The sequence below is a fragment of the Mesorhizobium sp. M3A.F.Ca.ET.080.04.2.1 genome (genome assembly GCF_003952525.1).
Taxonomy (GTDB): Bacteria; Pseudomonadota; Alphaproteobacteria; order Rhizobiales; family Rhizobiaceae; genus Mesorhizobium.
The window spans coordinates 2,424,641-2,436,145 of sequence record NZ_CP034451.1 but is presented as its reverse complement, the minus strand read 5'-3'; the positions used below and the strand labels follow the sequence as shown (position 1 = coordinate 2,436,145).

12 protein-coding genes are annotated in these 11,505 nt (G+C 60.3%); 5 read left to right on the top strand and 7 right to left on the bottom strand.

All coding sequences use genetic code 11. The features are described from left to right. Positions 1-31 precede the first annotated feature (31 nt). The 6 genes from EJ074_RS11710 to EJ074_RS11685 all read right to left on the bottom strand — a co-directional run bounded on the left by EJ074_RS11710 (position 32) and on the right by EJ074_RS11685 (position 5,224). Positions 32-424 carry a TadE/TadG family type IV pilus assembly protein gene (locus tag EJ074_RS11710; RefSeq protein ID WP_245454840.1) on the bottom strand — a complete coding sequence of 131 codons (393 nt, stop codon included), beginning with the start codon at positions 422-424 and terminating at the stop codon, positions 32-34. Between the two features lie 5 nt (positions 425-429). Continuing rightward, positions 430-2,031 carry a pilus assembly protein TadG-related protein gene (locus EJ074_RS11705; RefSeq protein WP_129553413.1) on the bottom strand — a complete coding sequence of 534 codons (1,602 nt, stop codon included), beginning with the start codon at positions 2,029-2,031 and terminating at the stop codon, positions 430-432. A gap of 68 nt (positions 2,032-2,099) precedes the next feature. After that, positions 2,100-2,393 carry a hypothetical protein gene (locus EJ074_RS11700; RefSeq protein WP_129553412.1) on the bottom strand — a complete coding sequence of 98 codons (294 nt, stop codon included), beginning with the start codon at positions 2,391-2,393 and terminating at the stop codon, positions 2,100-2,102. Then, positions 2,380-3,825 (bottom strand): type II and III secretion system protein family protein, encoded by a 1,446-nt coding sequence (locus EJ074_RS11695; protein ID WP_129553411.1) that lies wholly within the window; start codon positions 3,823-3,825, stop codon positions 2,380-2,382. The genes EJ074_RS11700 and EJ074_RS11695 overlap by 14 nt, the downstream gene beginning before the upstream one ends. 40 nt (positions 3,826-3,865) lie before the next feature. Further along, entirely contained in the window at positions 3,866-4,891 is a 1,026-nt protein-coding gene (cpaB, locus tag EJ074_RS11690) for a Flp pilus assembly protein CpaB (protein WP_129553410.1), read from the bottom strand. 96 nt (positions 4,892-4,987) lie between these two features. Further along, positions 4,988-5,224, bottom strand: coding sequence for a Flp family type IVb pilin (locus tag EJ074_RS11685; RefSeq protein ID WP_129553409.1), 237 nt, complete (start codon positions 5,222-5,224; stop codon positions 4,988-4,990). 496 nt (positions 5,225-5,720) lie between these two features. On the opposite strand from EJ074_RS11685, the gene EJ074_RS11680 reads away from it, so the two are divergent. The 5 genes from EJ074_RS11680 (at position 5,721) to EJ074_RS11660 (ending at position 10,186) form a co-directional block, all read left to right on the top strand. Continuing rightward, positions 5,721-7,097, top strand: a complete 1,377-nt coding sequence (locus tag EJ074_RS11680) for a CpaF family protein (protein WP_129553408.1) — start codon at positions 5,721-5,723, stop codon at positions 7,095-7,097. Next, the gene (locus EJ074_RS11675; RefSeq protein ID WP_129553407.1) at positions 7,097-8,071 is read left to right on the top strand and encodes a type II secretion system F family protein; all 975 of its coding nucleotides are present in this window, start codon (positions 7,097-7,099) and stop codon (positions 8,069-8,071) included. Before EJ074_RS11680 ends, EJ074_RS11675 begins: the two co-directional genes overlap by 1 nt. Before the next feature lie 69 nt (positions 8,072-8,140). After that, on the top strand, positions 8,141-9,040 hold the full coding sequence (locus tag EJ074_RS11670; RefSeq protein WP_245454838.1) for a type II secretion system F family protein: 900 nt from the start codon (positions 8,141-8,143) through the stop codon (positions 9,038-9,040). 52 nt (positions 9,041-9,092) lie between these two features. Then, positions 9,093-9,644: a tetratricopeptide repeat protein gene (locus EJ074_RS11665; protein WP_129553405.1), complete on the top strand. Its 552-nt coding sequence runs from the start codon at positions 9,093-9,095 to the stop codon at positions 9,642-9,644. Continuing rightward, on the top strand, positions 9,641-10,186 hold the full coding sequence (locus EJ074_RS11660) for a prepilin peptidase (RefSeq protein ID WP_129553404.1): 546 nt from the start codon (positions 9,641-9,643) through the stop codon (positions 10,184-10,186). Before EJ074_RS11665 ends, EJ074_RS11660 begins: the two co-directional genes overlap by 4 nt. Positions 10,187-10,194: 8 nt before the next feature. Here EJ074_RS11660 and EJ074_RS11655 read toward each other — a convergent pair whose 3' ends face one another. Beyond that, entirely contained in the window at positions 10,195-11,496 is a 1,302-nt protein-coding gene (locus tag EJ074_RS11655; RefSeq protein ID WP_129553403.1) for a penicillin-binding protein activator, read from the bottom strand. Positions 11,497-11,505 lie beyond the last annotated feature (9 nt).

The following is an 11,505-nucleotide window of genomic DNA, read 5'->3' as shown; positions in this document are numbered from 1 at the left end:
ATGCAGACCTGCGATGTGGTCGACAGATACATCACAGTGCCGGTGCCGGGGTCGATCGCATCTTTGCAGGTGGTCGGGTCGGCAATGCTGATCGTGACGTCCGTTTTTTGCCAGCCAGGGATGCGTGAGGGCGCTGTCCCATCCCAATTGCCGAAGACAGCAATGTTCTTGGCGCGATCGGCGCAGTCGATCGTGCTAGGGGGGTAGCATCAGCGTAAAGCTTGCTGTTGCAGCGGGCGGCGAACCGGGCTCCGTCAGTGAGGCCGGCCTCCATCAGGAGCTTATCGTGGATCAGGTTGCCGAATTCGAACACGCCTGCCGACAGGAGCAGCATCAGTGGCGCAACCAAGGTCATCTCTACGAGGACTGTGCCGTGCTGGTCCGAGCGAAAACGTTTGACGATGCGGGACAGCAGGTTCGACATTGCCGTCACCGATAGAGCTGCGCTTCATCGCGCAGGAAGTTGTCGAGCGTTCCTGCCCCGCTGCGGCCGGTAATGTCGACCAACTCAACGAAGACCGAGGCGTCGTCATTCGCTCCCGCGACCGGCTGTGTGAGAAAGAAACTGGCGAAAGCTTCGACGGGAAGGTTGGTGCTGTTGCCGTTCAGATCGTAACCCTCTGCCTCAAGCGCTTGGCAGTTAAGGAGTGCGCCATAGATCAGCCTACGATCAACAGTATTGATGGGCGGCAGGCACTGGGTTGGCGGAGTCCCGATATCGCCGCCAGGTGATTTCACGCCAACCATTGACTGATCGACAGTCGGTGGTAACGACGGTAGCGTGCCATTGGCCAAAGCCGCGCGTTCGTATTTGTAGACCTCATAGCGCATCGGCGTGGTCGTATTCCAGGAACTGGGATACGACGCGTTGCCAAAATTGGTCTGCCAATAATTGCCGGGTCCAAGTAGCTGATAATCCCCGGCACCCATGCGCCCGCCCATGTAAGGTGTGCTCTGATCTTTAGGAAGGCCCATTGTGCCGGGGTCGCCGAATGTCAATTTGTTGTACGCTACACATTTATCCTTGGTTATGTTGCCGTTCTGGTCCTGCCAGTCCTTGGACGTTGCTCCCATCCGTACATTTTCCGCCGGCCCATATTCGGGATCATCGAACCCGCTGCCGTTTGCTTTGATCCCGAAGCGTAAATTGAACGCGTCCTGCACCTGACCGGTGTTCTGGCCTGTCTTGGTGCTAACACCCTCAGCCGAATAGCAGCCACGGGGTTTGGAGGTGGCGATCGCCTGGGCCAGCGCCTGCGCGCCATGGCCGAGATCCAGCGGCGGCGCGAGGAAACCGAAATTGCCCGGACCATAGGCGGCGCCGTTGCCCACTTTGCGGAGCTCGATCAGCCGGCGGTGGATAGCCGGGTCCGTCACCGCTTGCTCGAGCGTGGCCCCACCGGCGGAATTGGTGCCGTTCACCATCTCATACGGATTGCACATAAAGACCGGAGTGTAGTTGCAAACTCCCGACGTGAAGCCTGCCACCGAGACGTCAGTAAGATTGTAACTCTTATCGGTCGCCGTTCCAGGAGAGGAGACTGAGACTGGGAACATGGGCGTGATGCCCTCCGGCTGCGCCCATACCTGGATGAAACGGGTCGCAGTCGCCGACGCGGCGTAGTTGGCCGACGTGATCGGGTCGGAATCATTTGCAGGAATACTCGCAAGGAAGCACCACGAAACCTGCCCCTTCGACCGGCATGCGGAATAGGTCGCATCCACCGTGGCGGCTCCGGTGCCAGTTGTCAGCGAAACAGGTCCGCCGTCGGCGAACATCGTGTTGTTAGACACCAGGTTGGTGAGGGCATTCTCGGCGCGCGTCCAAGCATCGGACCTGCCGTTCAATTCGGCTGCTGCGGCGAGTGCCAGGGCATCCGTGCCCTTCTGCAGGTCGTTGTCCAGATTGTTCATCCGGCTCATGTCGATTGCCAAGAGCGACAAGCCGATGATCGCGGGCAACATCACGCTGACCAGGATCAGCGCTATCCCGCTTTGATCGTGCCAGAACGCGCGAACAGTTCGCAACATGGCCCTACCCTCTACCCCTTAGCGCCAAGCCCTCCTATGCCCGGCACAGCCGCATCGTTTCGTTCACTTCACTGCGTGCTCGCACCTGCCGGACCGACGTTGACCGTCATGTTGGTTGTTGGCGGCGGGGCCGGTGGAACTTTATACCGTTGGACGGCTCCGACGGCACGCGTCCCATCGCCCTCGATCTTCGTGTTGTTCGAAGCGGGATTGTAGGGATCAACCGTCTGCAGTAGCTGATTGGCTTTCTGCGAGTCGCCTGCAGCCAGCGTCATCGTGTCGTAATTGTTCAGATAGTCGGCGGCGCAGCCGGCAAGCAGGCTGCAGCCGAGAAGGACGAGCAGGAGCCTATTTCTTGACATAGAGCATCTTGTCCTTCGATTTGACGTCCAGCATATGGCCGTAGGGGCCCGTGACACCTTCGCCGAGCTCATATCTGCGGATCATATCCTTGTTGACTTCGAGCTGGCCAAGCAGGAAGAGCTCCGGGTCGTTTGCCGGCTTGGTCTTGTCGAATGGCGTCGCCAATTGCTGGCCAGGCTTGACCGGCCGCACGACGTTCGGGGTGACGATGATGACCAGTTCGGTCTCTTCCTTCTGCGTGCTGGAATTGTGGAACAGGGCGCCGATGATCGGCACCTGCCCGAGCCACGGCACCTGCTCCTGCAGCCTGGTGTTCTTGCTGGAGAGCAGCCCGCCCACAGCAAAACTCTGGCCGTCGCGAAGGTCTACCACGGTTGCCAGCTTGCGGTTGGTGAAGATCGGGTCGCCAGCGGGTGTAAATCCCGTTAGGTCGCTGACTTCAGGCGCGAGCCTGATGTGGATCTTGCCGTCGTCGAGCACGACGGGCGTGAAGTTCAGATTGACGCCGAACTGCTTGTATACGATCTGGACCTCACCATCGGTACCTATGCTGCGGATAGGTACCTCGCCACCGGCATTGAAGCTGGCGACCTCGCCGGAAACTGTCGTGAGATTTGGTTCGGCCAGCAAGCGCACGACACCTTTCGACTCCAGTGCCTGGATGAGCAAATCAACCTTGATGTTGCTGTCGATGACGCGCGTAACGAGCGCCGCGAAGGGGCTGGAGCCGGACAAAAGGCCGCTAATCAGCTCGCCAGGTCCGAAAACCGCTCCGTCCTTGTCAGTAGTATAGTCGCCTGTGGCGAAGGCGGTCTTGCCGCTGCGGTTTACACCCCTCCAAGACACACCGAGGTCGCGGCCGGCATTGCGTTTGGCTTCCAGGATGCGCACCGACAGATTGACCTGCTGGCTGTCATCGATCGTAACGGCATTGATGATCGCATCAGGACCATACTGTTGGGTTACCTCCACGATGGATGCCAGCGTTGCGGCGTCCTTGACGTGACCGGAAAGCCGGATCTTGCCGTTGATTGAACCGATCTCGATACGAGCCTTTGGAGCCACTTGGCGGATCGCCGACGCCATATCGCTCACGTCCTGACCGACCTCGACCTGGATGGCGCCCAGTGAGCGCTTGTCCTCGGAAAACAGATTGACAGTTGTAGTGCCAATACCCTTGCCGATGACATAGAGCGTCTTGTCGGTCATCGGCTGGGCGTCGGCGATCTTTTCGTCGCCGACGACAATGTCGCCCAGCGTCGCATTCACCTGGATCGTGACCGATTGCGAGACGGGAACGAACACACGGTGGATGGACGGGTTCGACACGTCGATGAAGCGGTCAGCCGCATGGGCCGAAACGTCAGAGAACACCGACACCACCAGGAGGATTAGCGCAGCCGCCGCTACCCTCACACACAAACACTGCATTCCCGTCTCCCCGAATGCTGCGATTTGCAGCCGTCCCTCGTTACTTCAGTCGCGGCACATCGTATGTTTCGAGTTTCACGCCGCGGAACACGCCGATTGTAGCGCGGGCTGGCGGTTCCGGCTGCACATATTTGACCACTTCCTTTACAACTTCTTGCGTCTGTGGTGCGGGCGCAACAGCCGGCTCGGGCTTCACCTTACTTAACTCATCGATCTGGCTGCCCACGCGTTCCACGGCTTGAGCGAGCCCATCGATCCGCTTGCGGTCTGCGGCGGCGGCCGCCTCGGCGGCCTTCTGTCGGTCGAGCTCGGCCTGTCGCTTGGCGACGTCTTCCGGCGTGTCCCCGGTGAGATCCGAGACCGTTACGCGCTCGGTCGTCTCGCCCTTGCTGGCAGCGGCCTGGCGAAGCGCCAACGATAACTGTCCGGCACCCGCGGCGAGCGTCAGCTTTTGCGCGTCCTTGGTGTTGACTTCAACCGTGACCGCCTTGACGACTGTTGGGCTGTCCTTGCTTTCGTCGGCTACCTGGTCGACAGCGAGAACCTTGACGCTCTGCAGCAGCACATCAACAAAACTTTTTTGCGCGCCTCCGTCTAGGGACGTGCGGGTCAGCAGGATGTCGACACGATCGCCGGGAAAGACAAATCCGGCGACACCCAGCACGTCGTTGACCCTGATCGAAACAGCCTTCATGCCTTCCCCAAGCACCGCGGAAAGCGTTGCGCGTTGGCCCGGGCCTGTGATCTTGCCGGCGAGAACAGGTTCGTTGACGCCGATCGTTTGCAGGGCTTGCTTGCTGCCTTGGCCGGCCAGCAGATCCTTGGTCGTCCTGAAAGCGCCGGCGGGAACGGCGCCCGCGGGCCACGCAATTTCCTGAAGCTTGTCCTCAGACAGCGTGTCGCCGAACTTCAGCGCCACCGCCGCCACCACCACGGTGTCGCGTTTGACATTGTCGTTCTGGGCCATCGCGTTTCGCTGGTTGGCAAGCCAGATGTTGGCAAGCACAACCGCCAGAACGCCAAACACGCAGGCGAGGATGATCATGATGACAGTATTAGCGCGCATAGCCCAACCCCAAAAAGCCCGTTACAACCGGCCGCGTCACCCCATCGCGTACCTGTATCAGGCCCGGGCCTGAGACCCGGGCCTGAGAAATAAATATCAGGAGCCTGCGCCAGTGCCCTTGACGCAAGTGCCGGTGCCGCCGCCGGTCACAGCACCCTTGCCGTTAAGAATGTCGCAGAGATTGCCGAAACGTCCGCTGACCCAGAGACCAATGGCGACGATCGCAAGAATGGCGGCGCCGGCAATGATGCCGACCAGGATTGAATATTCGACCATAGCAGCGCCGTTTTCATCGTCGCGGAACTGCCGGGCCATCGTCATGAGCATGTTCATGCCAATTTCTCCCTTTGGAGGTTTGAACCCGACGAGACGAGCCTAAGGATGAACCCCATACCCAAGCATCCCCCGTCGAATGCAATCCTAGGTCCGCTGAAAAAGCAGTGTCAAACGGATTAACAATCCCTTAACCGTTCAATACCTGAAAATTTAAAACTTCATTTTCGACAAGGGCTTGATTCGTCTCACTTTTCAAGCCGTCTTAACCATTCATTCACAATTCTGCCTCCTTCGGACAGGGGATGTACCCATATTAGGGGTCCAGCATAGCCCTTTATATTAAACGACTTAGTGGTATCGATGCCGACATGGGGACAAAGGTCTTAGGACTTTAGTCCCCGACCGGACAGTGGGCGGAAATAAAAACGATTTCCCGAAACCGCATTCTTAACTATGTCTCAAGTAATACACGCGGTGTGTCCTTCCTGCGCTTGTGCCCCCTGTGGTTAACGCTTAGTTTCGACCCGGGGAAAATCACAAGGGGACAAGCGGCATGTTGGGTCGCTTCATCAAAGGGTCGAACGAACAGAAAGCGCCGGTGCCGGTCGCGGCGCTTAACGGGGCGGCAAGTGCCCCTGTTGCGGAAGCCGAATCGCAGAGCGACGACTTCCTGACGCTGAAGGTTGAGCTGCACCGGCATCTTATCGACCGGTTCAATCTGACCGCGCTGGAGAACGCGTCCAAGGACGAGATCCTCAATGAGATCCGGCCGATCGTTCGTGAGTTTGTACGCGCCCGCAACGTTCCTTTGAATGCTCGCGAACTGGATCAGCTGACTAGCGACACCGCCGACGAGATGCTGGGGCTTGGCCCGATCGAACCGCTCCTGAAAGACGATTCGATCGCCGACATTCTGATCAACACGCACAACCATGTCTTTATCGAACGCCGCGGCGTGCTCGAGGAGACCTCGATCCGTTTTCGCGACGAGGCGCATCTGCTACGCATCGTCAATAAGATCGTCTCCAACATCGGCAGGCGAGTCGACGAATCTTCGCCGATGGTCGATGCGCGCCTCGACGACGGCTCGCGCGTCAACATCGCCGTGCGGCCGATTTCGGTGGACGGCCCGCTGGTCTCGATCCGCAAATTCTCGAAGCATCCTTACTCACTGGAACGGCTGATGGCCTTCAACTCCATCCGCGCGCCCATGGTCGACTTGTTGCGGATCGCCGTGCAGACGCGCAAGTCAATCCTGGTTTCGGGCGGCACGGGCAGCGGCAAGACGACTTTGCTCAACGCGCTGTCGAGCTATATTCCGGCCAGGGAGCGTTTGATCACCATCGAGGATGCGGCGGAACTGCAGTTGCAGCAGCCGCATGTCGGCCGGCTGGAAACCCGCCCTCCCAATGTCGAGGGCAAGGGCGAAGTGCGTCAGCGTGAGCTGGTCAAGAACGCGCTGCGAATGCGGCCCGATCGCATCATCGTCGGCGAGGTACGGGGCGAGGAAGCCTTCGACATGCTGCAGGCGATGAACACCGGCCATGAAGGCTCGATGACGACCATCCATGCCAACACGCCGCGCGACGCGCTCTCACGACTCGAGCAAATGGTCGGCATGGCCGGCATGCCGATGACGCATGAGTCTATCCGCGCCCAGATCGCTTCGGCCATCGACATCATCGTGCAGACCCAGCGTCTGTCGGACGGCGGCCGGCGGGTGATTTCCATATCGGAGCTGACCGGCATGGAAGGCAACGTCGTCCAATTGCAGGAACTCTACCACTTCGTCCGCCGCGACGTCGCAGCGGACGGCCAGATTGTCGGCGAGTTTCGCGCCACCGGCATCCGTCCGCGTTTCGCCCAGGAAGCGGCCACCCTCGGATTTCACTTCGGCAAGGACGCCTTCAACCCGCAGGTTCCGCTCTGATGCTGACCAGCCAGACCATAATATACTTCATCTATGTGCTGGCAGCGGCATCCGTCATCCTCGCGGCGGAAGCACTTTACGTCTCCTATTCAAAGGGTCGCTCACGAGCCGGAACGATCAACCGGCGGCTGACGCGCCTGGCCGAGGAGGACGAGCCCGCTGAGCGGACCTTGCAAAACCTGCTGCGCGAACGCGGACTGACCGACTCTGGCGACTATATTTTTGGCGCCGTTGCGCTGAACAGGCTTTACACGCAGTCGGGCGTCACCGGCAATCCGCTGACCTTTGCCGCCGTCTTCATCTTGGCAGGACTGGTCGTTGCGCTGTTGCTCAAGCTGCTGGCGGGGTTTTCGGCGATGCCGACCTTGCTGGCCTTCATTATCGTGGGCTTCGTACTGCCGGTCCTCTTCCTCCGCCGGGCTCGCAACAAGCGGATTTTGAAGTTCGCCAAGCAATTGCCCAACGCCCTTGACATGATCGTGCGTTCATTGCGAGCAGGCCATCCGGTTTCGGTGGCGGTTGGGCTCGTCGCGCGCGAAATGCCTGACCCGCTTGGTACCGAATTCGGCATCGTTTCCGACGAAATCACCTTCGGGCTCAGCATCGAGCAGGCGGCTCGGAAACTGGCTGAGCGCGTTGGCTTCGAGGGCTTGAACCTTCTTTCCGTCTCTCTTTCCATCCAGAGCAAGACCGGCGGCAACCTCACCGAAATTCTTGCCAATCTTTCGTCCGTGCTGCGCGAGCGGCAGAAATTGAGAATGAAGATCAGGGCCCTCTCCGCCGAGGGTCGCTTTTCGGCGTGGGTCATCTCGCTCTTTCCGTTCGTCATGTTCGCGATCCTTTGGGTCGCTGCCCCGAGCTATTATGGAGCGGTCTGGGGCAATCCGCTTATCTTTCCGGTCTTCACCATCTTCGGCCTGTGGGCCCTGCTTGGTGACTTCATCATGTATCGTATGATCAACTTCGATTTCTGATGGGAGTGGGTTATTAGCGTCCTTTCGAACATCCTGAGTTCCGGGCTTCTTGTCTCGCTCACGGTTTTCTTGGCGGCGGCGGCGCTGTTCCTGTTCGGCGCGCTCGTCTTCCTGCCCGCCTTTCAGACCCGCAAGCTCGTCGGTGAAAGCCTACTGTCGGAAGGAGGACTCAATAGGCGTTCGCTGGACGCGCAGCAGCAACTCGTCAAGATCGCGGCACAGCGACCGATAGATGCCTATTTCCGTGCACTCGAAAAGGAACGTGGCGAGCCAAATGCGCTCGAAGCGCGGCTTTTCCGGGCGGGGTTCTATCACTCCAGCGCACCAGTCATCTACACCTTGTCGCGTATCGCCGCCGTCGGCATCGGTTTTCTCGGGTGCTATGCTGGGCTGGTTGCTGCGGTCCCGCCGCAAATCCCAGGCTTCATCCTGTTCGGTGGCGCAGCCCTGTTCGGGCTCGCTTGTCTGGTCATACCAAGCATCGCGCTCGATCGGTTCGAGAACGCCCAGCAACAGACCTACCGCCGCGGCTTCCCCGACTTCATGGATATGATGATCACCTGTGCCGATGCCGGTATGAGCCTGGAGGCGGCAGTCGAGAGGGTCAGTCAGGAAATGGCTGGCACTCACAAATGGCTCGGCATCCAACTTGCAATCATGAATCTGCAGCTGCGCGCGGGCAAACCTCTTCGCGAAGCGCTGCGTGAACTCGCCGATCGCATCGGTCTTGAAGAGGCACGTGCGCTTGCCGTGCTATTTAGGCAATCGGAAGAACTGGGCACCAGCCTCACCGAGGCGTTGCGAGTCTACAGCGATGAAATGCGTACCCAGAGAATCCTGCACGCCGAGGAGCGTGCCAATGCTTTGCCTGTGAAGATGATGATTCCCCTAGGCATCTGTATCTTCCCCGTGGTGCTCATGATCGTGCTTTTGCCGGTGGTTATCCGCATGAGAGGCATTTTCTTCTAGCCGGTCGTATGATTAGCCTCTAAAACTGAGTCGGGACTTCGTGGGACACACAATGATACGGCCAACGCGCCTCGCATTCGCGACCAGCCTGCTGCTTATCTTCCTGGCGGGCTGCCAGACGAAAGACCTCGACAACGGTGTCGTTCGCACCAACGAGCCGGCCAAAGGCGACTACACCGCCTTTGGCGATACGTTCGACGGGCTGAAGACAGTCAGCAATGTCGACTACTATGCTTCGGACCAGGCAATAACCGAGGCCAAGACCCAGTTCCGCTCCGAAAATTACGGCAATGCCGGCGCGCTGTTCTACAAGGCAACGCGGCTCGCACCCAATGATGGCGTCGCCTGGCTGGGTCTGGCCGCTTCCTGCGACCGCATCCGGCGCTTCGATCTCTCCGATCTCGCCTACAGCCGGGCCTACAAGCTGCTCGGCGCGACGCCGGAATACTACAACAATCTCGGCTATTCCTACCTGCTGCGCGGTAAGCTGCAGTTGGCGCGCAACAACTTCCTCAAGGCCTATGAACTCGCGCCCAACGATCCGACCGTTGCCAACAATCTGAAACTACTTTCTTCGAGCGTGCGGAACATAGAGCGCTCATGAGCCTCTTGCTCGTCGCATCGCTTTTGTTCAAGGCGGTGGCGATCCTCCTGCTGGCGAGGATCGCTTGGACCGATTTCTCCACGCAGAAAATATCCAATCGTGATGTGCTCCTGCTGCTCTGCCTGGGCCTCGGAACACTGCATTTCCATTCACTGCAAACGGGTTCGTGGCTGGACATGGGCATCAGCGCGATTGGTGGCTTCATCCTTTTTGTCGCGCTGTTTCCGTTCTGGCTCTTGCGCAAGGTTGGAGCCGGCGATGTCAAGCTGATGAGCGTGATGCCATTTCTTATCGGTGGAAGCGATCTGGTCGTGTTTTCACTGCTGTTGCTGGTTTTCGCCATCCTTACCGCGATGGTGGTCAAGAATCCTTTCCTTCTCCCGGCAGGCATGTTCCGCCATTATGTGCAGCACCTCGATCGCAAAGGTGTTGTGCCATTCGGTGTTCCAATTTCGGCAGCCGCCATCTGTGCGATAGCTTTGCAAATGTATTTCGCCCTGATGGTCGCAACCAGCTCCGGGATACTGCAGCAGCTTAACTAGCCGCCACCTCAAAACCCCGACGTCGACTTCTCCACCAGCTTCAGCTTGCCTTTCTCCACCTTGAAGAAAGGCATCGACCTCTGGCTCGAGCCGTCGGCACGGAAGCGGAACAGGCCTGTCGAGCCGCGGAAGCCGGTCGCGTTCTCCAGCACCTTCTTGCTGAAGCCGTCCGGGCCGGCCGAGCTCGCTATGCCGGCCGACAGCGCCACCGTGTCATAGGCATAGGCGACGTTGACGTCGGGCTGGTAGCTGTAGGTGGCCTTGAAGCGGTCGGCGATCGGCCCGGTCTCGCTCTGGTCGAGCGTCGCGATATAGGCGCCCTCGTAAAGCGGATCCATCGGGCGCTCCAGCCATCGGTCGGTGCCGATCAGCTTGACCGCCTTGCCCGGGATGCCCTTCGCCTTCAGCGCCGCAAGCGCGGCGCTCGGGCTGCCGTCGCCGCTGGCCACCACGATCGCCTCGGGCGCCTCCACCAGCGAGCCCATGTCGGACACCGCCTTTGCGGCGTCGGCGGGCGAATAGGGCAGCGTCACCGCAAGCGTCGCGCCATAGATGCTGAGCGCGTTGTTGACCCTGGCCTCGATGGCGCTGGAGTTCGCGCCCGCCGGCACCATCAGCACGAATTTCCTCGCGCCTTTGCTGGCGATTGCCGCGGCCCCGGCCGCAGCGCTGTCGGCTTCGCTCAGCCGCACCGAATAGACGCCCGGACCGCCGGCGAAATTGTCGGCCAGCGCCAGCACCGGCGGCCGCGTCGTGCCGGAGAGCTTGGCCAGGTGCTGCGCAGCTGTGAGCTCGGCCGGCCCGATGACGGCCTTCGCGCCGCCCGACGTGATCGCCTTCACCGCCAGGTCCTTGGCATAGGCGCTGTCGCCGCGCGTGTCCTCGATCGTCAGCGTCAGCAGCTTGTCGCCGAGATCGGCCATTGCCAGGCGCGCCCCGTCATACATCTTCCGGCCGTTTTCGCCGGCGCTTCCCGGGGCCGAGAGCGGCAATAGCATGGTGATCCGGGTCGGGCCGGTGCCGAGCGTCTGGCTGGCCCTGGCGGTGGTGGCCGCGGCGGGACTGCTGCCAGTCATCTGCGCGGCGGTCGTGCTGGAACTGCCGGCCTGGGCTGCCGGCGTTGCGATCGCCGACGGATCGAGCACATCCGACGCGCCCGTCTTGGACTGGCAGCCGGGCAGGGCTGTGGCCGCGACGAGCGCCAGCGCCAGGACTTGCGTGCGACGCTGCTCGAAACGCGGCGCGGCGCCGGCCTGCGAGGCGACCGGCGCCGGGCACGCGGAGGCGATTGCCTCCGCCGATGCTCTCATCACGATCAT

Coding starts and splice junctions, on each gene's coding strand:
- EJ074_RS11685 (WP_129553409.1), bottom strand. CDS start 5,224: ATGAACATGCTCATGACGATGGCCCGGCAGTTCCGCGACGATGAAAAC.
- EJ074_RS11695 (WP_129553411.1), bottom strand. CDS start 3,825: ATGCAGTGTTTGTGTGTGAGGGTAGCGGCGGCTGCGCTAATCCTCCTG.
- EJ074_RS11665 (WP_129553405.1), top strand. CDS start 9,093: ATGATACGGCCAACGCGCCTCGCATTCGCGACCAGCCTGCTGCTTATC.
- EJ074_RS11680 (WP_129553408.1), top strand. CDS start 5,721: ATGTTGGGTCGCTTCATCAAAGGGTCGAACGAACAGAAAGCGCCGGTG.
- EJ074_RS11700 (WP_129553412.1), bottom strand. CDS start 2,393: ATGTCAAGAAATAGGCTCCTGCTCGTCCTTCTCGGCTGCAGCCTGCTT.
- EJ074_RS11675 (WP_129553407.1), top strand. CDS start 7,097: ATGCTGACCAGCCAGACCATAATATACTTCATCTATGTGCTGGCAGCG.
- cpaB (WP_129553410.1), bottom strand. CDS start 4,891: ATGCGCGCTAATACTGTCATCATGATCATCCTCGCCTGCGTGTTTGGC.
- EJ074_RS11710 (WP_245454840.1), bottom strand. CDS start 424: ATGTCGAACCTGCTGTCCCGCATCGTCAAACGTTTTCGCTCGGACCAG.
- EJ074_RS11660 (WP_129553404.1), top strand. CDS start 9,641: ATGAGCCTCTTGCTCGTCGCATCGCTTTTGTTCAAGGCGGTGGCGATC.
- EJ074_RS11705 (WP_129553413.1), bottom strand. CDS start 2,031: ATGTTGCGAACTGTTCGCGCGTTCTGGCACGATCAAAGCGGGATAGCG.
- EJ074_RS11655 (WP_129553403.1), bottom strand. CDS start 11,496: ATGAGAGCATCGGCGGAGGCAATCGCCTCCGCGTGCCCGGCGCCGGTC.